The organism is Gordonia ajococcus (genome assembly GCF_012974285.1).
GTDB classification, from domain to species: domain Bacteria; phylum Actinomycetota; class Actinomycetes; order Mycobacteriales; family Mycobacteriaceae; genus Gordonia; species Gordonia amicalis.
Genome location: NZ_CP052884.1, coordinates 3,552,647 through 3,574,823, shown reverse-complemented (window position 1 = coordinate 3,574,823; position 22,177 = coordinate 3,552,647). Strand labels below are relative to the sequence as shown.

Below are 22,177 nucleotides of genomic sequence, written 5' to 3'. Positions count from 1 at the left end.
CTCAGTCCCGGATCGCCACCACGAACAGGTCGAGCGAGGCGTCGATGTCGGAGTCGCGCGCGTCGAGTACCGCGAAGTCCTCCGCGACGACGGCGGCGACGTCGTCGACCAGGTCGGCGGGCCATGGTTGGCCGGCGAGGGCCCGCTCGATCTGGGCGTCGATCAGCGATCCGCCCCACTTGTCGTCGAGTGCGGCCAGGCGGGGGCCGTGGTGCACGCCGAGCATCGCCTCGAGGGTGAACCCGCCCTCGACGATGAGTTCGGTGAGTTCGGCGGCGTTCAGCTCACGGGTGTGGAACGGGTTGAGCGGTGTGTCGCGACCGGGGGAGAAGGTGATCCGGTTGGGGGTCGAGATCAGCAGCTCGCCACCCGGACGCAGCACCCGGCGGCACTCGGCGATGAACGCGGCCTGGTCCCAGAGGTGCTCTATCACCTGGAAGTTCACCACGAGATCCACCGATGCGTCGGCCAGCGGGAGGTCGATCAGATTGCCCTGGTGCACGACGAGTCCGGGGTAACGGCGACGCGTGTGTTCGACCGCAGCGGTGTCGTAGTCGACGCAGACCACAGACGACGCCCCGGCGTCGGCCATCATCGCGGCGCCGTAACCCTCGCCCGAGCCCGCCTCGAGGATCTCGCGGCCCGTGCAGCGGTCCAGGATGTGGCGGTACGCGATCTCGTGGCGGCGAAACCAGTAGTTCTCCGCGGGGATGCCCGGAACCGTCCGTTCACCGGTCAGTGCCAGTTGCCGGTCGGTGTCGAGGGCCTCCAGACCGGTCGTCCCGGCGGTCGGCGGAGAACCGAGGTCTGCGTCAGTCATCTGCACGAGCGTAGGGCATGGGGTCGCGGCCTCCCGGTTCGTCCCGGCGCCGATGACCGAACAAGCGATCGGCCGTCGTCGCCGCTGGGCTCACCCGCAGGTCCGGTGCCGCTCCATAGTGTGAGGTAGTCGGTGTTTAGTGAGAACATAGGAAACGCTAAAGTGGGGGAGACCCATGGCCTTACCCGCCGGTAAGTTGCCGAACCCGACGCAGGAGGTCGACGTAGACCCATGACAAACATTGTCGTACTGATCAAGCAGGTTCCCGACACGTGGTCCGAGCGCAAGTTGTCCGACGACGACTACACCCTGGACCGTGAGGCAGCTGACGCCGTGCTGGACGAGATCAACGAGCGCGCCGTCGAAGAAGCGCTGAAGATCAAGGAGGCCGACGGCGGTGAGGTCACCATCCTGACTGCTGGTCCCGACCGGGCCACCGACGCCATCCGTAAGGCACTGTCGATGGGTGCGGACAAGGCGATCCACATCAAGGACGATCTGCTGCACGGTTCGGATGCGGTTCAGACCGCCTATGTACTGGCCCGCGCGCTGGGCACGGTCGAGGGTGTCGAGCTCGTCATCGCCGGTAACGAGGCCACCGACGGCCGTGTCGGCGCGATCCCGGCGATGATCGCCGAGTACCTCGAACTGCCGCACCTGACGCATCTGCGCAAGCTGACCCTGGAGGGCGAGACCCTCAAGGGCGAGCGTGAGACCGACGAGGGCATCTTCCACGTCGAGGCGCAGCTCCCGGCGATCGTCAGCGTCAACGAGAAGATCAACGAGCCCCGCTTCCCGTCCTTCAAGGGCATTATGGCCGCGAAGAAGAAGGAAGTCACCGTCGTCTCGCTGGCCGAGATCGATGTCGAGCCGACCGATGTGGGCCTGGCCAACGCCGGCAGCGTCGTGAACTCCTCGACCCCGAAGCCGCCGAAGACCGCCGGCGAGCGCGTCACCGACGAAGGCGACGGCGGCACGAAGGTCGCCGAGTACCTGGTCGGTCAGAAGATCATCTGATCTTCCCCACCAGACAATCCGGCGAACCCCAGACATTCAGGAGAAAACCAACATGGCAGAAGTACTCGTGCTCGTGGAGCAGGACGCCGAAGGCGCCCTGAAGAAGGTCACCAGCGAGCTCATCACCGCCGCCCGCGCCCTCGGTACCCCGTCGGCTGTCGTCGTCGGCAAGCCCGGCTCGGCCGATGCGATCATCGACGGCCTCAAGGAAGCCGGCGCTGAGAAGGTCTACGTCGCCGAGTCCGACGACGCGGCCACCTACCTGATCAACCCGCAGGTCGACGTGCTGTCCTCGATCGCCGAGAGTGCTGCTCCGGCAGCGATCCTGGTCGCGGCCACCGCCGACGGCAAGGAGATCGCCGGCCGTCTCGCCGTGCGTCTCGGCTCGGGTGTCCTCGCCGACGTCGTCGACGTCAAGGAAGGCGGGGTGGGCATCCACTCCATCTTCGGTGGTGCGTTCACCGTCGAGGCGCAGGCCAAGGGCGACACCCCGGTCATCTCGATCCGCCCGGGTGGTGTGGAGGCCGCTCCGCAGGCCGGTGCCGGCGAGCGTGTCGATGTCGAGGTCCCGGCTGCGGCCGAGAACGCCGTCAAGATCACCAAGGTCGAGCCGAACATCGGTGGCGATCGTCCCGAGCTCACCGAGGCCTCGATCGTGGTCTCCGGTGGTCGCGGTGTCGGTAGCGCCGAGAAGTTCTCGGTCGTCGAGGAGCTCGCCGACGCCCTCGGTGCCGCCGTGGGTGCTTCGCGTGCCGCGGTCGACTCCGGGTACTACCCGGGTCAGTTCCAGGTCGGTCAGACCGGTAAGACCGTGTCGCCGCAGCTCTACGTCGCCCTGGGTATCTCGGGTGCGATCCAGCACCGGGCCGGTATGCAGACCTCGAAGACCATCGTCGCGGTCAACAAGGACGAAGAGGCGCCGATCTTCGAGATCGCCGATTACGGCGTCGTGGGCGACCTGTTCAACGTCGCACCGCAGCTGACCGAAGAGGTCAAGAAGCGCAAGTGATCTGCTGATCACGCAGAACTCCGGTGGCCCCCGACGTTCGCGTCGGGGGCCACCGTGCGTTCGCGTTCCGTTCACCCGGAATCCCGGTGCGTCTCGTGTTCACCCGGTTCGCCCCGACACGTCACGCCGACGTGGCCGTGGCGACGCAGACGCTGGCTTTCATTCGGGGCATGAACGCTCTGCAGTCCATCGCCTCGTCCGCTGCAACCGCTTCCGCCGTCTCGACCACCTTGTTGACCGCCGGCCCGGTCCGGGTGCTCGTGTCCGAAGACCCGGCCGACATCGTTGCCGTCCAACAACTCCGCTACCGGGTCTTCGCCGACGAGCCCGGGTTCTCCGATCGCATCGGCGACGCCGTCACCGGACGCGACGCCGATCGTTTCGACGAGTTCTGTGAACACCTCGTCGTGCGGCACGACGACCACGGCGTCATCGGATGCGCACGGCTGCTGGCCCCGCCACGCGCGATCGCCGCCGGCGGCTGGTATTCGTCCACCGAGTTCGACCTCGGAGCCGTGGCCGACATCTTCGCGGAGACAGTCGAACTGGGTCGTGCCTGCGTCCACTCCGAGCATCGTGACGGGTCGGTCACCGCGCTCATGTGGGCGGCCCTGCTGCAGTACATGGATCAGGCCGGCTACCGCTATCTGATGGGTTGTGTATCGGTGCCCCTGCACAGCCCGGGGGAGTGGATGCCCGGGTCGGTCTTGCGCGCGGTCCGTGACCGGCTGCGTGAGGACTACACCGACCCCGTCCTGCATGTCTCTCCACTGACGCCCCCACGCATCGGCGGGCGGTTGCTCGAGGACATCACGCCGTCGGACACCGTCGGCATGCCGCCCCTGATGCGCGGATACCTGCGGATGGGTGCCCGTATCTGCGGCGAACCCGCCGTCGACGACGTCTTCGATGTCGCGGACTTCCTCACGGTGCTCGATCGGGAAGGTACCAACCGGCGCTACCTCGAACGCCTGCGATCGAGCGCCCAGCGCCTCGGCTCGGCCGCCCCGTCGCGATGATCCCGCTGTCGGCGGAACCGGCGCGGCACCCGTGGTTCCCGGTCAGCACCTGCGGAGACAGTTGCCTCGGTCCCCGGGGCACGAGGCGTGTCGCACTGCTCGTCGACGCGGTGGTCGTGGGTCAGCGACTGTGCCGCCTCGCCGCCGTCGTCTGCTGGATCGTCGGGATGCTCGTCGCCGACGAGGCGGTGGCGCGCCTGCGGCATCGGCCACGGCGAGCGCTTCGGGCGCGGGCCTCGGGCCCGCTGCTCGCCGCGCTCGGTATCCGGGTCGTCGTCGACGACCGGCGACGCGACCCGCGCGCGACCGGGCTCATCGTCGCCAATCACATCTCGTTCCTCGACGTCCTCGCGCTGGCCCTGGTGAGCTCGGCGCATGTGGTGGCGAAATCGGACGTCGTCGACATGCCGGTCGTCGCGGGGATCGCGCGCAGATTCGGCGTGATCGCCGTCGACCGTGGAACGCTGCGCGGACTCCCGGCGGCGGTGGGCGGGGTCTGCGCGCGCCTGGCCGCCGACTCCTCGGTGATCGTGTTCCCGGAGGGGACCACCTTCTGCGGCCGCACCGGCGGTGAGTTCCGTCCGGCGTTCTTCCAGGCCGCGATCGACGCCGCGGTGCCGGTGCTCCCGGTCCGTCTGAGGTTTCTCGGGCCGGACGGACACGCCGCGACCGACCCGAGTTTCATCGGCGACGACTCTCCCCTGGACACCCTCCGGAGAGTGCTGCGGGCCCGCGGACTGACCGTGGTCGTCCGTCTCGAGCCCGCCGAAGCGCCGGGAACCGACCGTCGCGAGTTGGCGCGTCGCTGCGAACGCGTCCTGAGTTCGGCGGAAAGTGACATCGACTGTTCTCTGATATAGGTTCCTTCGGAGCGGCCGCGCACGCGGCCGAGAAGATCGCCGTATGTCGAAGGAGTCCGACGATGACGTCCACCCTGACCCGGGAAGCGGCCCGCGCCAAGTTCTTCGAGCTGCGGGAAGCGGAAGGGCTCGTCGACGACGCGGTCCTCGACACCGTCTGGGCGGGGCTCGCGACGCTGCGTCCCGAAGAGATGCTGGGGGCGTGGAAGGGTGGCGAGTTCACCACCGGCCACGCCATCAACGGGGTGCTGGGGAAGGCCAATTGGTTCGGCAAGACCTTCACCTCGCGCAGTGATGTGCAGCCGCTGGTCTGTCGCGACGAGAACGGCAAGCTGTTCTCCAACGTCGCACTCGGCAAGGGCGAGGCGAGCCTGTGGGCGATCGAGTTCCGCGGCGAGATCACCGCGTCGATGGTTTACGACGGCCAGCCGGTCATCGATCACTTCAAGCGCGTCGACGACACCACCGTCATGGGCATCATGAACGGCAAGGGCGGCGTCATCGACGGACGCCACCTGTACTTCTATCTCGAACGCGTCTGAGGCAGGCACGCGGTCGCGGAATTTGTCGACGTCGGCCGCGCGTTTATCCTTGCTAGCGATGCCCCTGCCAACCCGAGTGCCTCCGCGCACGTCCGTCTACCTCGACCACGCCGCTTCGACGCAGATGCTGCCCGAAGCCGTCGAGGCGATGACCGCTGTCTTCAGCACGCCGGGTAACGCCTCCTCCCTGCACGGATCCGGCCGCACCGCCCGACGCCGCCTCGAGGAGGCGCGCGAGGCGATCGCCGCGGCGGTCGGTGCGCGGCCGTCGGAGGTCATCTTCACCGGGGGCGGTACCGAATCTGACAATCTCGCGGTCAAGGGGATCTACTGGGCCCGTCGCCGGGCCGATGAGCAGCGTCGCCGCATCATCGTGTCGGGGGTCGAGCACCACGCGGTCCTCGACCCCGCGCAGTGGCTCGCGGCCGACGCCGGAGCCGAGCTGGTGGTGCTGCCGGTCGACGCCGACGGCGTGGTCTCACCCGCCGATCTCCGTGCCGAACTGGAGGCACACGCCGACCAGACCGCCCTCATCTCGGTCATGTGGGCCAACAACGAGGTCGGTTCCATTCAGCCCATCGCCGAGATCGTGGCGCTCGGCGCCGAGTTCGGCGTGCCGGTGCACTCCGACGCCGTCCAGGCCGTCGGCCACCTGCCGATCGACTTCACCGCCAGCGGACTGTCCGCGCTGAGCCTCGCCGCCCACAAGTTCGGCGGACCGCAGGGCGTCGGTGCGTTGCTGCTGGGTCGTGAGGTCGCCTGCGTCCCGCTACAGCACGGTGGAGGCCACGAACGTGACGTGCGGTCGGGCACCCAGGACGTCGCCGGGGCCGCCGGCATGGCCGCTGCGCTGACCTGGTGTGTCGAGCACATGGAGGAGAACACGACCCGCGTACGCGCCCTCGCGTCGCGGCTCACCGACGTCCTGCTCGGCGTCGAGGGCACGGTGCGCAACGGGGCCGATGTGGACGCACGCCTGCCCGGAAACGTGCATGTCTCCTTCGCCGGCTGCGAAGGAGACTCCCTGCTGATGCTGCTCGACGCCAAGGGCATCGAGTGCTCCACCGGTTCCGCCTGCACCGCGGGTGTCGCGCAGGCGAGCCACGTGTTGCTCGCGATGGGACTCGACATGGCCGACGCCCGCTCGTCGCTGCGGTTCTCGCTCTCCCACACGACCACCGACGCCGACATCGACGCGGTGGCCCAGGTCATCGACGAGGTCGTGGATCGTGCTCGCGCCGCCGGCCTCGTCTCCGCACCCGGCGGAAAGGTCTCCTGATGCGCGTACTCGCAGCGATGAGTGGCGGCGTCGACTCGGCGGTCGCGGCCGCGCGTGCCGTCGACGCCGGACACGAGGTCGTCGGCGTCCACCTCGCTCTCTCGACCGCACCGGGAGCACTGCGTACCGGCTCCCGCGGCTGCTGCTCCCGGGAGGACGCCTCGGATGCGCGCCGTGCCGCGGACGTGCTCGGAATCCCGTTCTACGTCTGGGATTTCGCCGACCGGTTCAAGGACGACGTCATCGACGAGTTCGTCGAGGCCTACGCCGCCGGACGCACCCCCAACCCGTGCCTGACGTGCAACGAGAAGATCAAGTTCGCCGCGCTCGCCGACAAGGCGATCGCCCTCGGCTTCGACGCGCTGGCCACCGGTCACTACGCCCAGCTCGTCGACGGTGAGCTGCGCCGGGCCGTCGACGACGACAAGGACCAGTCCTACGTGCTCGCCGTCCTCACCCGCGAGCAGCTCTCCCGTGCGCTGTTCCCGGTCGGGGACACCCCGAAGGCCGAGATCCGGGCGGAGGCCGCGCGCCGCGGTCTCGCGGTCGCCGACAAGCCCGACTCGCATGACATCTGCTTCATCCCCAGCGGTGACACCCGCGCCTTCCTCGGCGCCAAGATCGGGATCCGTCCGGGCGCGGTCGTCGACGCCTCGTCCGGTGAGCGCCTCGCCGACCACGAGGGTGTCCACGGTTTCACCATCGGACAGCGCAAGGGGCTCGGCATCGACGCCCCCGCCGCGGACGGCAAGCCCCGCTACGTCACCGAGATCGACCCGGACTCGGGCACCGTCACGGTCGGCACCGCGGAGGATCTGCAGGTCTGGGGCATCACCGCCACCCGCGCGGTGTGGACGTCGGGCATCACCCCCGACGAGCCGTTCGAGGCCGTGGTCCAGGTCCGCGCCCACGGCGGGCTCGCGCCGGTGACCGCGACGCCGACCACCGTCGACGGCGAACCCGCGATCGACATCGTCCTGCACGAACCGCTGACCGGCGTCGCACGCGGCCAGGCCGCCGTGCTGTACCTGCCCGACGCGGAGCGCGGCGATCAGGTCGTCGGATGCGGACGCATCGCGTCGACCACGTCGCGACCGACCGCTGTCGCGGCTCGGTGACCACACCCGATCTGCCCACCGGTATCGGCACCGGCGTGGGCTCGATGCCCGGCACCGATCCGCGCGCGGCCGCTGCCGTCGTCAACGGTGAACTCGACCTCGCGCACCTCGTCGAACTCCCCGGTCGCGGAGCGGGCTCGGACCTGATCGGCCGGATGGCCGCGATCCTCGTCGACCTCCCGATGGACACCGCGACCTGGGGATACCGGTTGGCGCAACGGGAGTCGCAACTGACCCGGCGAGCGCGTGACTACCTCAAAGAGGATCTCGACGTCGCCGAGGAGCTGTGGGAGACAGCGGGATTCGTCGGTACCGGCCGAGCCTACAAGGTCCAGGTCGCCGGTCCGTTCACGACGTCGGCGTCGGTCGAACTGCCCAACGGTCATCGTGTGCTGAAGGATCCGGGCGCGGTCCGCGACATCGTCGCGTCCACCGCCGAAGGAATCCGCGAACACGTCGGCGAGGTCACCCGGCGCCTGGGCGCACAGGTCGTGGTCCAGATCGACGAACCGATGATCGGCCGGGTCATCGACGGAACCGTCACACCCCTCACCCGATTCGACCCGATCCGGGCGATCCCGGCGGTCGAGGTGGCGCGGGCCCTCACCGAGCTGATCGATCACGTCGACGCCCCGGTGGTGCTCCACGACTGCAGCCGTCCCCGTTGGGATCTCCTCGAACACCTTCGGGGCGTGGCGTATTCGATAGACGTCACCGCACCCGGCGACGCCGACCTCGACGGCATCGGGATGCTCATCGATCGCGGGGATGTACTGGTTGCCGGTCGGGTGCCGTCCACCGCGCCGAAACAGCCGGTCAACGCCGAGACCGTGGCGACCGGCCTCGCCGCACTCACCGACCGAATCGGCCTCAACCGGAAAGTGTTGTCGGAGAGCGTCATCGTCACACCGACCTGCGGTATGGCCGGAGCGTCGGAGAGCTGGGCGCGCAAGGCTCTCGCGGTGGTTGCCGAAGCGGGTCAGCTGCTCGCCGGCGACCCGACCGCCCTCTGACGACCCGGAACGACTGCGGAACCCGGGCGGCCGGAACTATCCTGCGGGCATGCCGCATCCGATCATGTTCGACGACGCCGACCCGATCCTGGGTCGCGTCCGCGAGATCGCGCTCGCGCTTCCCGACGCCACCGAGGTCGTGGCGCACGGTCGCCCGACGTTCCGGTGCGGCAAGATGTTCGCCAACTACGGCGGCGGTCTGAAGGGTGGCAAGATCCGCTACGACCACTCGGTCCTGTTCATCCCCGACGAGTCGGAGAAGCCCGCGCTCGAAGAGGATCCGCGGTTCTACGTGCCGGCCTACTACGGCCCCTACGGGTGGCTGGCCCTGATCCTCGACGGTGACGGGGACCCCGACTGGGACGAGGTCGCCGAACTCCTCGACGCCAGCTACCGTCAGGTCGCGCCGAAACGGTCGCTGGCGAAGCTCGACTCGACCGCTCCGTGATCCGAGAGCAGCGGCTTCGCCACTTCTCCCCGAGGTGTTGACGTCGCGCGCGACGTCATTCCGTAGGGGCGGTGCAGTTGCCCGGTGAGCTCCGGGCTCGTTGTCCGGGTACTCCGATACCCTCGGTGCGTGGCAGAAACAACGGAGTCGGGGCGGCCGGCGACCGAACAGTCGGGACCCGAGGGAGACCTGCGGGAGCAGTGGACGGAGCTCGCCGAGGAGATCCGCGAGCATCAGTTCCGGTACTACGTGAAGGATGCGCCGGTCATCTCCGACGGCGAGTTCGATGCTCTCCTACGACGCCTGCAGGACCTCGAGGACAGTCACCCCGAGCTCGCGACGCCCGACTCGCCGACAAAACTGGTCGGCGGCGGTTTCTCCACCGCGTTCTCCCCGGTCGACCATCTCGAGCGGATGATGTCGCTGGACAACGTCTTCGACTACGACGAGATGACCTCCTGGGTCCAGAGGGTCAACTCCGACGCCGGTGCCGAGGTCGAGTTCCTCTGCGAACTCAAGATCGACGGTGTCGCCCTGGCGCTCGTATACCGCAACGGAGTCCTCGAACGCGGTGTCACCCGTGGCGACGGTCGCACCGGTGAGGACGTCTCGCTCAACGCGCGCACCATCGACGACATCCCGCACCGACTGACGGCCGCCGACGGCTATCCGATCCCGGACGTCCTCGAGGTGCGCGGCGAGGTCTTCTTCCGTGTCGAGGATTTCGAGGCGCTCAACGCGTCCCTGGTGGCCGATGGCAAGCCGCCGTTCGCCAATCCACGCAACTCGGCGGCTGGGTCGCTGCGGCAGAAGAACCCGCAGGTCACCGCTCGTCGAAAACTGCGGATGATCTGTCACGGCATCGGCCACACCGAGGGGTGGCGGCCGGAGTCGTTGCATGATGCCTATCTCGCGCTCGGCGCGTGGGGACTTCCGGTGTCCACCCACACCACCAAGGCCTCGACCGCCGCCGAGATCCTCGACAAGATCTCCTACTGGGGCGAACACCGCCACGACGTCGACCACGAGATCGACGGCATCGTGGTCAAGGTCGACGACTTCGGCGTCCAACGCCGCCTCGGTTCCACCTCGCGCGCACCGCGGTGGGCGATCGCCTACAAGTACCCGCCGGAAGAGGCCACGACCAAGCTGCGCGACATCCAGGTCGGCGTCGGGCGCACCGGTCGCGTCACACCGTTCGCGGTGCTCGAACCGGTCCTCGTCGCGGGTTCGACGGTCTCTCGCGCGACCCTCCACAACGGCTCGGAGGTCAAGCGCAAGGGTGTGCTCATCGGCGACACCGTGACCATCCGCAAGGCCGGCGATGTGATCCCCGAGGTGCTCGGGCCGGTGGTCGACCTGCGCGACGGTTCCGAGCTCGAGTTCGAGATGCCCGAGCGCTGTCCGGAATGCGGTACGCCGTTGCGTCCGGAGAAGGAATCCGACGTCGACGTCCGGTGCCCGAATCAGGAGAGTTGCCCGGCTCAATTGCGGGAGCGGCTCTTTCATCTCGCCGGTCGTGGTTCGTTCGACATCGAGGCGCTCGGTTACGAGGCAGCCACCGCGCTGCTGTCGGCAAAGGTGATCCGCAACGAGGGTGATCTGTTCTCCATCTCCGCCGACGACCTCGCCCGCACGGAGTTGTTCACCACCAAGGCGGGCGCGTTGTCGGCGAACGGGAAACGCTTGCTGGCCAACCTCGACAAGGCCAAGGACGTGGCGTTGTGGCGCGTGCTGGTGGGTCTGTCGATCCGCCACGTCGGGCCCACCGCGGCGCGCGCGCTGGCCACCGAGTTCGGCTCACTGGAGGCCATCGAGGCCGCCGACGTCGAACAGCTCGCCGACGTCGAGGGCCTCGGCATGACTCTCGCGCAGTCGATCCACGACTGGTTCACCATCGACTGGCATCGGGAGATCGTGGAGAAGTGGCGCGCCGCAGGCGTTTCCATGGAGGACGAGCGTGACGACTCGATCGCGCGGACCCTCGAGGGCAAGACCATCGTCGTGACCGGATCGCTGGTGGACTTCTCCCGCGACGGCGCCAAGGAGGCGATCCTGCAGCGTGGCGGCAAGGCATCGGGATCGGTGTCGAAGAAGACCGACTACGTGGTCGTGGGTGACTCGCCGGGGAGCAAGGCCGACAAGGCCGAGCAACTCGGTGTGCCGGTCCTCGACGAGGACGCGTTCAAGCGTCTCCTGGAGACCGGCAGTCCCGAGTGACCCCCTCGCGGCCGGATCGAAAGAACGCGGCACGACCCTTCGCTGCCTGAGGTGTGAGGAGCGCAAGCGACGAGCCTCGAAGGCCTGATGAGATCGCGTCGTCGACCCTTCGAGACGCGTCCTCCGCAAGCTCCGGTCGCTCCTCAGGGAGCAGGGATTCCGCTTCGTCAGTCCGCTCCGGACGCTCCTCAGGGAGCAGGGATTCCGCTTCGTCAGTCCGCTCCGGTCGCTCCTCAGGGAGCAGGGATTCCGCTTCGTAAGTCCGCTCCTCAGGAGCGAATTCTTTTCGTTGAGCAGCGCTAACCGTTGAGCGCGGCGTCGAAGGCGCGGTACGCCCGCGGATCGAACAACACGAACCGGATCTCGGTCATCGCGGTGTCCACGGACCGGACGGTGTCGATGGCCCGGCGTGCGCCATCGGCCATGGGCCAACCGTAGACGCCGGTCGAGATGGCCGGGAAGGCGATCGTCGTCGCACCCAATTCGTCTGCCACGCGGAGGGATTCGCGATAGCAGGCGACCAGGAATTCGGATCGGTCCTCATCGTGGGAGTGCACCGGTCCGACCGTGTGGATGACCCAGCGTGCATCCAGATCGCCGGCGGTGGTGGCAACTGCTTCGCCGACGGGGAGTCCGCGCTTGTAGCGTCCGGCCCGGAGTTCCTTGCACTCGGCGAGAATCGCGGGACCTCCACGCCGATGGATGGCGCCGTCGACCCCGCCACCGCCGAGGAGTGTCGAATTGGCGGCATTGACGATCGCGTCGACCGACTGAAGGGTGATGTCTCCTTGCGTGAGTGTGATGGAGGTCATGCCTCCATCATCCTGCTAACCGTCGGCGCGCAACACCGTACTGACGATCCCGGCGAGGTAGCCGAGTCGGGCGACCTCCGAGGGCCGGAAATCCGGCCCGCCGATGCGGCCGAGCAGGATCGCCTTGTCATTGGAGCCGATCGGCGCCGCGGCGAGGCGGGTGTCCATGTCCTGCCATGCACCCGGCACCCAGTCGCCTTCGGCGTCGAGTTGCGCCGCATGCTCCAGAGGCAGCCAATCAGCCCTGGTGAGTGGGGTTTCCGGGGCGCCGGAGGAGCCGAACAGCTGTAGGACGCCGCCGCTGGCCCTGGTGATGACCATCGCCCACGACACCCGCAGCACGCGCGGGGCGTTGTCGACGAGGACCTGGAGGCGATCCTTGCGCTTCGCGGTGGCGACCTGGTCGACGAGCTCGAGTTCGCGGTGGGTGTCGAGCACGCCGGAATACGGGCGGATCGAATCCACGCGAACGCCGTTGACCTTCTCGGCTGCCGTGATCAGGCTGTCCGGCAGCGCACCGGGTGCCACCTCGACGACCAGGTCGTCGACGGCATAACCGTTGCCGCGTTCGACCACTTCGAGTGACAGGATGTCGGCACCGACCGAACCGAGCTGCACGGCGAGCACGCCGAGACTGCCGGGACGGTCCTCGAGCTGGACGCGCAACAGGTAAGACACGTGGGTCATTCTCGCACCCGTGGCGACGGCGCGCGCAGCGCCGGGGGCGACCGGGTGCGCCGCGCCGGAGGCGACCGGGTGCGCCGCGCCGGGGGCGGGGCGGGTGTGTCCGGGAGGTGCAACCGGTGGCTGGGGTGAGTCGGGTTGGCGCGTTCCCATAGGCTGGAGAGGCGCATCTGCGTCGCATGGGCGTCGGGTGAGCGACATGACCGAGCAAGTGATGGTGAGAGAGGACGCTGACGGTGGCTGGCGAACCGAAGTCCATATCGCGTGAAGAGGTCGCGCATCTGGCGCGACTGTCGCGACTGGCGCTGAGCGAGGACGAACTCGATGTCTACGCCAAGCAGCTGGACTCGATCCTGACCCACGTCGCGTCGGTGTCGGAGGTGGCCGCCGACGACGTGCCCGGAACCGCGCATCCGGCCGAACTCGCCAACGTGCTGCGTCCCGACGTCGTCGTGCCCGGCCTGAGCACCGACGCCGCGCTGTCCGGTGCGCCGGCCGTCGAACAGGACCGTTTCGCCGTTCCGCAGATCCTGGGAGAAGAGCAGTGAGCCCCGATTCGCACGCCGCAGCTCCTCGTCCCGCCGGTGACCTGACCGGTCTGTCCGCGGCCGAACTCGCCACCAAGATCGCGACCCGCGAGGTCAGCTCGGTCGAGGTCACACAGGCCCACCTCGACCGCATCGCCGAGGTGGACGGCGAGCTGGGGGCCTTCCTGCACGTCAGCGGCGCCGAGGCGCTCGTCGCTGCCAAAGCCGCCGACGACGCGATCGCCTCGGGCGACGCCGTGTCGTCGCTCGCCGGTGTGCCGATCGCGCTCAAGGACGTCTTCACCACCACCGACGCCCCCACGACGTGCGGTTCCAAGATCCTCGAGGGTTGGGTTCCGCCCTACGACGCCGCGGTCACCGAGCGGCTCCGCGCCGCAGGCATCCCGATCCTGGGCAAGACCAACATGGACGAGTTCGCCATGGGCAGCTCGACCGAGAACTCCGCCTACCAGCTGACCCGAAACCCGTGGGACCCCACCAGGATCCCCGGCGGCTCGGGCGGCGGCAGCGCCGCGGCGCTCGCGTCGTATGAGGCCCCGCTCGCGATCGGTACCGACACGGGCGGCTCGATCCGGCAGCCGGCCGCCGTCACCGCGACCGTCGGCGTCAAGCCGACCTACGGCACCGTCTCCCGCTACGGACTCGTCGCGTGCGCGTCGTCGCTCGACCAGGGCGGCCCGTGTGGCCGCACGGTCCTCGACACCGCGATGCTGCACGAGGTCATCGCCGGACACGACCCGCGTGACTCCACCTCGATCAACGTGCCGGTACCCGACGTGGTCGCGGCCGCTCGCGAAGGTGCGGAACAGGACCTCAAAGGCGTCAAGATCGGCGTCGTCACCGAACTGCAGGGCGAGGGCTACCAGTCCGGCGTGCTCGATTCCTTTAACCAGGCGGTCGAACTGCTCACCGAGCGCGGCGCGGAGGTCGTCGAGGTCAGCTGCCCGCACTTCACCTACGCGCTCGGCGCCTACTATCTGATCCTCCCGTCAGAGGTGTCGTCGAACCTCGCACGCTTCGACGCCATGCGGTACGGACTACGCGTCGGCGACGACGGTTCGCATTCGGCCGACGAGGTCATGGCGCTGAGCCGCGAAGCCGGTTTCGGCCCAGAGGTGAAGCGCCGCATCATGATCGGCACCTACGCGCTGTCCTCGGGCTACTACGACGCCTACTACGGTCAGGCGCAGAAGGTCCGCACCCTGATCTCGCGCGACTTCACCGCCGCCTTCGAGAAGGTCGACGTGCTGATCTCGCCGACCACCCCGACCACCGCCTTCCCGATCGGGGAGAAGGTCGACGATCCGCTGGCGATGTACCTGTTCGACCTCTGCACGCTGCCGGTGAACCTGGCCGGCATCGGGTCGATGTCCGTGCCGTCCGGGCTGTCGAAGGACGACGGCATGCCCGTCGGCCTGCAGATCATGGCGCCCGCACTCGCCGACGACCGGCTTTACCGGGTCGGCGCGTCGTATGAGGCGGCTCGCGGCGCGATCATCTGACGTCACTGCACACCCACCACTTTTGGGCGAACCCACCACCGTTTCAGGTGGTGGGTTCGTCCATCTGTGGTGGGTTTGCGAGGTCACCGCGGCAGGCCGCTGACCGGTCGCGCCTGCTCGGTCCCGTAGCGGTGACCGACGCCCGTCGGTCCGTCGAGCGCGGCCAGCAGGTCGACGCTGGACTGCAGGAATCCGACGACCGGCAGCCAGGGGACCTCGGGTACCCGTCGACCGCCGAGCACGGTGTCGTCGGGATACGCAGGCGGACGCCACAGCGAACCGAGTGACCAGCGGACCACCGGATCGCTGCGATTGGCCATGACGATCCGCGGCGTTCTCGACGCCTGCGCCACCGTCCCCTCGGGCGGTGCGGTCAGGACGGTCTCCGCGAGCAGTGACGGGTGATGGTCCTCGAGCCAGACCCGGGCGGCGTCGGCCCCCACCGCGCCGAGGCTCTGGCCGTAGAGCACCAACCGGGGCCGGGCGCCCGCGGACCGGCTCGCCAGGACCTTCGCGAGTTCGCGGACCAGCGTGATCGACGATTCCGCCGCGGCCGCATCATCGGAGATGAACGCTTTCCACGACGGCACGTCGGCGTAGGGGAGTGTCAGTATCCGGACGTCGCCGTCGAAGCGGTCGACGAAACCGGCGACCGCGGCCGGGTCGACCCAGCCCGACCCGGTGGGGACCGCAACGATCACCGCGCGAGCCGACAGTCCGCCGCTGTGCATCCAGGACCTCACCAACCGTTCTGCCGGACGATCGAATTCCGGTGCGGCGAGTTCTCCGCGCAGCAGAGTCCCGAACTCGGAGACGACGATGGTGCGCGGCAACGGTTGTCCGCGGTCGGCACCGGCGTCGGCCGGGGTGAGAAGTCCGGCGGTGAGCGCGACCGCCGACGCCGCGATCACCGCGGTGACGCGGGGGATCAGCACGATCGCGGCGACCGCTGCAGCGGGTGCGACCGTAGCCGCAACCCACCAGTCGGGCCCAACGGGTGGCGCCCCGACCGCGGCGCGGATCAAGCTCTGCCACCACACCGACAGTCCCGCACCGCCGGCCGCGATCAGCACCCCGGCACCGAAGACGACGCGACGCGTCTGCGTGTCCGGGTGCGGGCGTCGCCGAGAAGCCCATCCTGACAACAGCATTCCCACGACCGCGCCCACGGCGGCGAAGCCGGACGTCACGACCGCGGTCGTCGCCGCGTCGCGCGGAAGCGTTCCGGGATGGAGCGCCAGGAGATACGAAGCGACGATACTGACCACGAGAACCGGGGGAGGCAGAGCTCGCCCGGCGTCCATCGACACGCGAGCGGCAGGCGCGCTGGTCATGAGAGCTCCTCGGTGGGCTGCCGATCGACCAGCGCGCGTTCGACCGTGGTGGACACCAGCTGGGGAATCGATTCCTGTCGGATCGGCGGTCCACCGAACTGGCGCCAGGTGTTCCAGGCCAGACCGATGCGGGCTACGCGGGCCGCGGTCGCGCAGGCGGGATCATCGCAGGAACGCTGCATCGCCTCGATCAGCATGCGGTCCAGGGCGAATCGCGCCCACGATCCCAGCGGTCGGCCGTCTGCCGCGGCAGCACGCAACAGGTCGTAGCCGAAATCGTGTGTGCGGCACAGCGGTGTGAACCGGTCCGGGAGCGGTACCGGCGACGAGCAGCCGCCGTCCGGGTCCGTGGGTACACCGGTCACGACCGTCGGCGTGTAACCCATGTGCATCTCGAAGGATGCGGGCAGGACGTCCATCGTCGTGGCCGGAGCCGGTCCGGTCAGTGCGACGACGGCTGCGGCATATGGATTGTCGGCATCCTCGGGGTGCGGGATGACCGGACCCGCGATGGAACCGGTGTCACCGGCGACTGCTTGCGCCGTCGACATCCATTGTCCGGCAAGGAGAACAGCGAGTGTCAGTGCGGCGACGAGGGTTCGGATCCGGCCCCGTCGGTGCGCCGGGTCCGCGCCGTGATCAAGGTGAGAAGTGTTGTCCGAAGGCCATTTCCGCAGTGGTCCGGGAGGGTTCATGGCCGTTGACGCTAAGTGGTGAAACCGCCGGTCCACATCGCTCCGACGGGCGGTTCGTAATCACCGGCGGGGCGGGGATGTCCGGCGGCGGACACTACTCGGGAACGAGGTCGTCTCCCCCGAAAGTATGAGGACTGCCGGGCCCCTCGGAGCCTAGGGTGAACCTCATGTTCGGTTTACGCAAGCATCTGCGCGCGGCCGGCGGTGACTTCGTCGGCTGGGCGTCCACCGCGCCGGTCGCCCAGGACCCCGCGGTGCGTGCCTATTTCTCCTCGCGGGTCAACTGGTTCTTCCTGGTCGTGGCCCTGATCATGTACTCGATCGCGTGGCCGACCCTGCCGGTCACGCACTCCGTGCCGGCGTTCGTCCTGCCCGTCGTCGCGGCGTTCGCCGCGCTCCCCATCGCGCTCGCCTGGTCGGCGCCGCTCGTCGGCTGGGCGGTCTCGGTGGTCTCGGCGCAGGTCATCGGTCTCGTCGTGCCCACGCGCAACGATTGGGAACTCACCATCCAGGTCACCCATTTCATCGAGCTGCTCGTGCTGACGGCCATGGTGATGCTGCGCTGCCCGTTGCGATGGATTCCGCTGGTGTGGCTCACGACCTCGCTCGTCGTCGCCTACGCGGTGCACCCCGCGTGGATCGTCGGGATCTCGGTGCTCGCGGTCGTCGTGGCACTGCTCCGCGGACTGATGGCGTCGCGGCGGCAGCTCGCCGTTCGCACGAGACAAACCGAGGAGGCGGAGGCCGAATCCGCGGTGCTGCAGGAACGCGCGCGCATCGCCCGCGACCTGCACGACGTGGTGGCACACCGCATGTCGATGGTCGTCGTGATGTCGCAGACCGCGCGCTACCGGATCGACGACGTCTCGCCCGCGGCGGCAGCCGAATTCGACGCCATCGCCGATGCCGCCCGGACCTCACTCGACGAGGTCCGCCAGCTGCTCGGGGTGCTGCGGGTCGAGGGCGCCGAGACCACGGCCCCCAATCCGGGCCTGGCGCAGATCGATTCGCTCGTCGCCGCGACCACTCGGGCCGGCTCCGAGGTCACGCTGATCCGCGAGGTCGACGATGCCGGGGTGGGGGAATCGGCGGCACTGGTGATCTACCGGATCGTTCAGGAGTCGCTGGCCAACGCCACCCGACACGCGCCGGGCAGCCGCACGCTGGTGAGTGTGACACCGGGTGAGCACGGCACCGTCGAGGTGGCTGTGGTCAATTCGACGCCGACGGCCGAACCCCTCGGGATCGGCGGCAACGGCGTCGGTATCCCCGGGATGCTCGAACGTGCGCAGGCCGTAGGGGGTTCGCTCGTCGCGGCACCGACGGTCGACGGCGGGTTCGCGGTGCGTGCGCGGATCCCGATGACGCCACCACGCGACGGGGTCATCGCCGGCGCACCGTCGTCGGCGACCGTGCCGAAGGTCTCCTCGCCAGTCTCCGACCAGTAGCGTGGCAGGCGTGCCGATCAACGCGGAATCGCAGCAAGCACAGGGCAACACCGGTCCGATCACCGTGGTCATCGCCGACGACCAGGCGATGGTGCGTCAGGGTTTCTCGGCCCTGCTCGCCGCCCAGCCCGACCTGTCCGTGCTCGGGGACGCCGCCGACGGGGTCGAAGCGGTCGAGGTGTGCCGGCGTGCGCGTCCCGACGTCGTCCTGATGGACGTGCGGATGCCGCGCAAGGACGGGCTGTGGGCCGCCGAACAGATCCTGTCGGCCGGGCTGGAACCGCCGACGCGCGTGCTGATGCTCACCACCTTCGACATCGATGATTACGTCTACGAGGCGTTGCGGATCGGTGCGTCGGGCTTCCTGCTCAAGGACGCGCCCGCCGACGAACTCGTGCGTGCGGTGCGCGTGGTCGCCGCCGGCGAAGCGCTACTCGCGCCGTCGATCACCAAGCGACTCATCACCGAGGTGACCGCACGCCGTCGACGCCCCAGCCGCAACCCCGCACTCGAACACCTCACCCCGCGCGAGCGAGAGGTACTCGATCTGGTGGCCGACGGCAAGTCGAACGCCGAGATCGGCGCCGATCTCTACGTCACCGAACAGACCGTCAAGACCCACGTGAGCAGTCTCCTGGGCAAGCTGGCGCTGCGCGATCGAGCGCAGGCCGTGGTGTTCGCCTACGAGAACGGGATCAAGTGATTTCGTGGTCAGCGGGTCGGGCACGCGGGCACTAGATTGGGGGTGTCCGTCGCGCTCGAGAAGGAGGGTCTCACCACATGGCCAAGAGATTCGGCATTCTGACCTCCGGCGGTGACTGCCCCGGTCTGAACGCCGTCATCCGCGGTGCGGTGCTCAAGGGTGAGACCGTCTACGGTCACGAGTTCGTCGGCTTCAAGGACGGCTGGGCGGGTCTCGTCTACGGCGACATCATGGAACTGAACCGATCCACGGTGCGCGGTCTGTCCAATCAGGGCGGAACGATCCTGGGGACGAGCAGGTTCGGTCCCTACACCGAACCCGACGGCGGCCCCGACAACATCAAGAAGGTGCTCGAGAACCTCGGCATCGACGGTGTCATCGCGATCGGCGGCGAGGGCACGGCGTCGGCGTCGAAGCGACTGTTCGACGACGGCATCAACATCGTCGGCGTCCCGAAGACGATCGACAACGACATCGACGCCACCGACTACACGTTCGGATTCAACACCGCCGTCGAGATCGCAACCGAGGCCATCGACCGCTTACGGACCACCGGCAACTCGCACAGGAGGTGCATGGTGCTCGAGGTGATGGGGCGCCACGCCGGCTGGATCGCCCTGCACTCGGGTATCGCCGGCGGCGCGCACGTCATCCTCATCCCCGAGCACCCCGAGAGTCTCGATCAGATATGCGCCTGGGTGACCAGTGTCAAGGCGCGCGGTCGTGCACCGATGGTCGTCGTCGCCGAGGGTTTCAAGCTCCCCGAGATGACGGAGGCGTACTCCACCAAGGGGCGCGACGAATTCAACCGGCCACGCCTCGGTGGTGTCGCGGAGGTGCTGGCGCCGCTCATCGAGGAACGGACCGGCATCGCGACCCGGGCAACGGTCCTCGGCTACATCCAACGCGGCGGTGTGCCGTCGGCCTATGACCGGGTTCTCGCCACCCGCATGGGCATGGCCACCGCGGACCTGGTCGCCGAGAAGGGCTGGGGACACATGGTCGCCCTCCACGGGACCCGGATCGACCGGATCACCTTCGACGAGGCGCTCGGGGAACTGAAAACCGTGCCCCTGGATCAGTACAAGGAGATCCGGGTCATCTTCGGCTAGCTAGACCGCGGTGATGGCCGGTGCGGGTTCGCGGGGGATGACGATCCACAGCGCCAGGTAGATGAGCACCTGGGGGCCGGGGAGGAGCATCGACAGCACGAACAGGACACGCACCAGGGTCGGGTCCCAGCCCCATCGTTCGGCGATACCGCCGCAGACGCCGCCGAGCCATGCGTTCGAGCGTGATCGCGTCAGTCGCGGGGCGGGGGAAGCAGGTTGTGCGGTGGTCATCGGGACTCCTCGGTCGGTGAACTGATGTCTTCGACGGTAGGTTCGACGACCGGTTCCCGGCATCGGTGATCACCCTGAACGTATCCCTGGGATATCGCCGCATAAACTGGCAGCCATGACTTCCGCCGCCGTCGAACTGTTGGAGTACGACGAGGTCATCGCCGCTTTCGATCCGGTGATGGGCCTCGAGGTGCACGTCGAGCTGGGTACCGCGACCAAGATGTTCTGCGGATGCCCGACCGAGTTCGGCGCCGACCCCAATACTCAGGTGTGCCCGGTGTGCATCGGTCTGCCCGGCTCGCTGCCGGTCGCCAACGCCAAGGCCATCGAATCGGCGATCCGCATCGGCCTGGCACTGAACTGCTCGATCCGGCCGTCGAGCAAGTTCGCGCGGAAGAACTACTTCTACCCGGACCAGCCGAAGAACTACCAGATCTCGCAGTACGACGAGCCCACCTCATACGACGGTTACCTCGACGTCCTGCTCGCCGACGGCACCACGTGGCGCGTGGAGATCGAGCGGGCACACATGGAGGAGGACACCGGCAAGTCGCTGCACATCGGCGGCGCCACCGGCCGAATCCACGGTGCGAGCCACTCGCTGCTCGACTACAACCGCGCCGGCGTGCCGCTCGTCGAGATCGTCACCCGACCCATCGTCGGAGCCGGCGAGCGTGCACCCGAGGTTGCACGCGCTTATGTGACGGCGCTGCGCGACCTGCTCAAGTCCCTCGACGTGTCGGACGTGCGCATGGACCAGGGCTCGATGCGCTGCGACGTGAACCTGTCGCTGATGGCCAAGGGCGCGGCCGAATTCGGTACCCGCACCGAGACCAAGAACGTCAACTCGCTCAAGAGCGTCGAGGTCGCCGTGCGCTACGAGATGCGCCGCCAGGCGGCGATCCTGCAGACCGGCGGCGAGATCGTGCAGGAGACCCGGCACTTCCACGAGGCCGACGGCACCACCTCGGCCGGACGCCGCAAGGAGACCGCGGAGGACTACCGCTACTTCCCGGAGCCGGATCTTCCTCCGGTCCAGCCGGATTCGGCGTGGATCGAGGAACTCCGAGCCACGCTGCCCGAGTTGCCGTGGTTGCGTCGCGCGCGCATCCAGGAGGAATGGGGCGTCTCCGACGAGGTCATGCGCGACCTGGTGAACGTCGGAGCCGTCGACCTCATCATCGCCACCGTCGACGCCGGTGCGTCACCCGAGGCCGCCCGCGGCTGGTGGGTGTCGTTCCTTGCGCAGCAGGCCAATTCGCGTGGCGTGGAACTCGCCGACCTGTCCGTCACGCCGGCGCAGGTCGCCGAGATCATCGGACTCGTCGACGAGGGCAAGCTGACCACCAAGCTCGCCCAGCAGGTCGCCACCGCGGTGCTCGACGGTGAAGGTGAGCCGAAGCAGATCGTGGCCGACCGCGGCCTCGAGGTCGTCCGCGACGACTCGGCCCTGCAGAAGGCCGTCGACGACGCCCTGGCCGCCAACCCCGACATCGCCGAGAAGATCCGCGGGGGCAAGGTCGCCGCGGCCGGCAAGATCGTCGGCGACGTCATGAAGGCCACCCGCGGACAGGCCGACCCGGCACGGGTCAAGGAACTGGTGCTCGCGGCCTGCTCCTAGCGGTGGCGCTTGCTGCCGGCTGAGCCGGTACGGAGCGCAGCGTGGGTGGTGTTTTCCTGTCGGCTGAGCCGGTACCGAGCGCAGCATGGGTGGTGTTTCCTGTCGGCTGAGCCGGTACCGAGCGCAGCGTGGGTGGTGTTTT

The 22,177-nt window shown here is 68.5% G+C and carries 22 protein-coding genes; 16 read left to right on the top strand and 6 right to left on the bottom strand.

The window, feature by feature from the left end; all coding sequences use genetic code 11:
• Position 1 precedes the first annotated feature (1 nt).
• A complete protein-coding gene (locus tag GAA2_RS16225) occupies positions 2-820 on the bottom strand; it encodes a class I SAM-dependent methyltransferase (protein WP_024500544.1) in 819 nt (272 codons plus the stop codon).
• A gap of 231 nt (positions 821-1,051) precedes the next feature.
• Here GAA2_RS16225 and GAA2_RS16220 point away from each other — a divergent pair, with 231 nt between their 5' ends.
• The 10 genes from GAA2_RS16220 to ligA all read left to right on the top strand — a co-directional run bounded on the left by GAA2_RS16220 (position 1,052) and on the right by ligA (position 11,345).
• Positions 1,052-1,837, top strand: a complete 786-nt coding sequence (locus tag GAA2_RS16220; protein ID WP_024500543.1) for an electron transfer flavoprotein subunit beta/FixA family protein — start codon at positions 1,052-1,054, stop codon at positions 1,835-1,837.
• A 52-nt stretch (positions 1,838-1,889) separates the two neighbouring features.
• Positions 1,890-2,846, top strand: coding sequence for an electron transfer flavoprotein subunit alpha/FixB family protein (locus GAA2_RS16215; protein WP_006438818.1), 957 nt, complete (start codon positions 1,890-1,892; stop codon positions 2,844-2,846).
• Positions 2,847-2,932: 86 nt separating this feature from the next.
• A complete protein-coding gene (locus GAA2_RS16210; RefSeq protein ID WP_096274975.1) occupies positions 2,933-3,865 on the top strand; it encodes a GNAT family N-acetyltransferase in 933 nt (310 codons plus the stop codon).
• Positions 3,862-4,725 carry a lysophospholipid acyltransferase family protein gene (locus tag GAA2_RS16205; RefSeq protein WP_024500541.1) on the top strand — a complete coding sequence of 288 codons (864 nt, stop codon included), beginning with the start codon at positions 3,862-3,864 and terminating at the stop codon, positions 4,723-4,725. The genes GAA2_RS16210 and GAA2_RS16205 overlap by 4 nt, the downstream gene beginning before the upstream one ends.
• A 62-nt stretch (positions 4,726-4,787) precedes the next feature.
• On the top strand, positions 4,788-5,267 hold the full coding sequence (locus GAA2_RS16200) for a DUF4334 domain-containing protein (protein ID WP_024500540.1): 480 nt from the start codon (positions 4,788-4,790) through the stop codon (positions 5,265-5,267).
• Positions 5,268-5,325: 58 nt separating this feature from the next.
• Positions 5,326-6,546 (top strand): cysteine desulfurase family protein, encoded by a 1,221-nt coding sequence (locus GAA2_RS16195; protein WP_051349694.1) that lies wholly within the window; start codon positions 5,326-5,328, stop codon positions 6,544-6,546.
• Entirely contained in the window at positions 6,546-7,664 is a 1,119-nt protein-coding gene (gene mnmA / locus GAA2_RS16190) for a tRNA 2-thiouridine(34) synthase MnmA (protein ID WP_024500538.1), read from the top strand. Before GAA2_RS16195 ends, mnmA begins: the two co-directional genes overlap by 1 nt.
• On the top strand, positions 7,661-8,677 hold the full coding sequence (locus GAA2_RS16185; protein WP_024500537.1) for a vitamin-B12 independent methionine synthase: 1,017 nt from the start codon (positions 7,661-7,663) through the stop codon (positions 8,675-8,677). Before mnmA ends, GAA2_RS16185 begins: the two co-directional genes overlap by 4 nt.
• A 49-nt stretch (positions 8,678-8,726) precedes the next feature.
• Positions 8,727-9,125, top strand: coding sequence for an MmcQ/YjbR family DNA-binding protein (locus GAA2_RS16180; protein ID WP_024500536.1), 399 nt, complete (start codon positions 8,727-8,729; stop codon positions 9,123-9,125).
• 129 nt (positions 9,126-9,254) lie between these two features.
• On the top strand, positions 9,255-11,345 hold the full coding sequence (ligA, locus tag GAA2_RS16175; RefSeq protein ID WP_024500535.1) for an NAD-dependent DNA ligase LigA: 2,091 nt from the start codon (positions 9,255-9,257) through the stop codon (positions 11,343-11,345).
• Between the two features lie 299 nt (positions 11,346-11,644).
• On the opposite strand, the gene GAA2_RS16170 is transcribed toward ligA, so the two are convergent.
• Both GAA2_RS16170 and GAA2_RS16165 read right to left on the bottom strand, forming a co-directional pair.
• Entirely contained in the window at positions 11,645-12,157 is a 513-nt protein-coding gene (locus GAA2_RS16170; RefSeq protein ID WP_024500534.1) for an O-acetyl-ADP-ribose deacetylase, read from the bottom strand.
• A gap of 15 nt (positions 12,158-12,172) precedes the next feature.
• On the bottom strand, positions 12,173-12,844 hold the full coding sequence (locus GAA2_RS16165) for an amino acid-binding protein (protein WP_024500533.1): 672 nt from the start codon (positions 12,842-12,844) through the stop codon (positions 12,173-12,175).
• A gap of 233 nt (positions 12,845-13,077) precedes the next feature.
• Here GAA2_RS16165 and gatC point away from each other — a divergent pair, with 233 nt between their 5' ends.
• Both gatC and gatA read left to right on the top strand, forming a co-directional pair.
• Positions 13,078-13,389: an Asp-tRNA(Asn)/Glu-tRNA(Gln) amidotransferase subunit GatC gene (gene gatC, locus GAA2_RS16160; RefSeq protein ID WP_006438859.1), complete on the top strand. Its 312-nt coding sequence runs from the start codon at positions 13,078-13,080 to the stop codon at positions 13,387-13,389.
• Entirely contained in the window at positions 13,386-14,891 is a 1,506-nt protein-coding gene (gene gatA / locus GAA2_RS16155; RefSeq protein ID WP_024500532.1) for an Asp-tRNA(Asn)/Glu-tRNA(Gln) amidotransferase subunit GatA, read from the top strand. Before gatC ends, gatA begins: the two co-directional genes overlap by 4 nt.
• 83 nt (positions 14,892-14,974) lie before the next feature.
• Here the strand turns inward: gatA and GAA2_RS16150 are convergent, their stop codons facing one another.
• Both GAA2_RS16150 and GAA2_RS16145 read right to left on the bottom strand, forming a co-directional pair.
• A complete protein-coding gene (locus GAA2_RS16150) occupies positions 14,975-16,225 on the bottom strand; it encodes an alpha/beta-hydrolase family protein (RefSeq protein WP_024500531.1) in 1,251 nt (416 codons plus the stop codon).
• Complete coding sequence (locus GAA2_RS16145) at positions 16,222-16,776, bottom strand: hypothetical protein (protein WP_159405389.1); 555 nt, start codon at positions 16,774-16,776, stop codon at positions 16,222-16,224. Before GAA2_RS16145 ends, GAA2_RS16150 begins: the two co-directional genes overlap by 4 nt.
• 311 nt (positions 16,777-17,087) lie before the next feature.
• On the opposite strand from GAA2_RS16145, the gene GAA2_RS16140 reads away from it, so the two are divergent.
• From GAA2_RS16140 to GAA2_RS16130, 3 genes are all read left to right on the top strand, one after another.
• On the top strand, positions 17,088-18,368 hold the full coding sequence (locus GAA2_RS16140; RefSeq protein ID WP_024500529.1) for a sensor histidine kinase: 1,281 nt from the start codon (positions 17,088-17,090) through the stop codon (positions 18,366-18,368).
• 10 nt (positions 18,369-18,378) lie between these two features.
• Positions 18,379-19,071, top strand: a complete 693-nt coding sequence (locus tag GAA2_RS16135; protein WP_159405390.1) for a response regulator — start codon at positions 18,379-18,381, stop codon at positions 19,069-19,071.
• A gap of 77 nt (positions 19,072-19,148) precedes the next feature.
• Positions 19,149-20,183, top strand: coding sequence for a 6-phosphofructokinase (locus GAA2_RS16130; protein ID WP_024500527.1), 1,035 nt, complete (start codon positions 19,149-19,151; stop codon positions 20,181-20,183).
• On the opposite strand, the gene GAA2_RS16125 is transcribed toward GAA2_RS16130, so the two are convergent.
• Positions 20,184-20,414 carry a PspC domain-containing protein gene (locus GAA2_RS16125; RefSeq protein WP_024500526.1) on the bottom strand — a complete coding sequence of 77 codons (231 nt, stop codon included), beginning with the start codon at positions 20,412-20,414 and terminating at the stop codon, positions 20,184-20,186. It abuts the gene before it with no gap.
• 115 nt (positions 20,415-20,529) lie between these two features.
• Between GAA2_RS16125 and gatB the strand changes: the two genes are divergently transcribed.
• On the top strand, positions 20,530-22,035 hold the full coding sequence (gatB, locus tag GAA2_RS16120) for an Asp-tRNA(Asn)/Glu-tRNA(Gln) amidotransferase subunit GatB (protein ID WP_024500525.1): 1,506 nt from the start codon (positions 20,530-20,532) through the stop codon (positions 22,033-22,035).
• Positions 22,036-22,177: the final 142 nt, after the last annotated feature.

What these genes read in the sequence shown, in the direction of transcription:
- GAA2_RS16165 (WP_024500533.1), bottom strand. Translation starts at nt 12,844, where the DNA reads ATGACCCACGTGTCTTACCTGTTGCGCGTCCAGCTCGAGGACCGTCCC.
- GAA2_RS16145 (WP_159405389.1), bottom strand. Translation starts at nt 16,776, where the DNA reads ATGTCGACGGCGCAAGCAGTCGCCGGTGACACCGGTTCCATCGCGGGT.
- GAA2_RS16180 (WP_024500536.1), top strand. Translation starts at nt 8,727, where the DNA reads ATGCCGCATCCGATCATGTTCGACGACGCCGACCCGATCCTGGGTCGC.
- GAA2_RS16225 (WP_024500544.1), bottom strand. Translation starts at nt 820, where the DNA reads ATGACTGACGCAGACCTCGGTTCTCCGCCGACCGCCGGGACGACCGGT.
- GAA2_RS16205 (WP_024500541.1), top strand. Translation starts at nt 3,862, where the DNA reads ATGATCCCGCTGTCGGCGGAACCGGCGCGGCACCCGTGGTTCCCGGTC.
- GAA2_RS16200 (WP_024500540.1), top strand. Translation starts at nt 4,788, where the DNA reads ATGACGTCCACCCTGACCCGGGAAGCGGCCCGCGCCAAGTTCTTCGAG.
- GAA2_RS16125 (WP_024500526.1), bottom strand. Translation starts at nt 20,414, where the DNA reads ATGACCACCGCACAACCTGCTTCCCCCGCCCCGCGACTGACGCGATCA.
- GAA2_RS16215 (WP_006438818.1), top strand. Translation starts at nt 1,890, where the DNA reads ATGGCAGAAGTACTCGTGCTCGTGGAGCAGGACGCCGAAGGCGCCCTG.
- GAA2_RS16130 (WP_024500527.1), top strand. Translation starts at nt 19,149, where the DNA reads ATGGCCAAGAGATTCGGCATTCTGACCTCCGGCGGTGACTGCCCCGGT.
- GAA2_RS16220 (WP_024500543.1), top strand. Translation starts at nt 1,052, where the DNA reads ATGACAAACATTGTCGTACTGATCAAGCAGGTTCCCGACACGTGGTCC.
- gatB (WP_024500525.1), top strand. Translation starts at nt 20,530, where the DNA reads ATGACTTCCGCCGCCGTCGAACTGTTGGAGTACGACGAGGTCATCGCC.
- GAA2_RS16150 (WP_024500531.1), bottom strand. Translation starts at nt 16,225, where the DNA reads ATGACCAGCGCGCCTGCCGCTCGCGTGTCGATGGACGCCGGGCGAGCT.
- mnmA (WP_024500538.1), top strand. Translation starts at nt 6,546, where the DNA reads ATGCGCGTACTCGCAGCGATGAGTGGCGGCGTCGACTCGGCGGTCGCG.
- GAA2_RS16140 (WP_024500529.1), top strand. Translation starts at nt 17,088, where the DNA reads ATGTTCGGTTTACGCAAGCATCTGCGCGCGGCCGGCGGTGACTTCGTC.
- GAA2_RS16195 (WP_051349694.1), top strand. Translation starts at nt 5,326, where the DNA reads ATGCCCCTGCCAACCCGAGTGCCTCCGCGCACGTCCGTCTACCTCGAC.
- GAA2_RS16170 (WP_024500534.1), bottom strand. Translation starts at nt 12,157, where the DNA reads ATGACCTCCATCACACTCACGCAAGGAGACATCACCCTTCAGTCGGTC.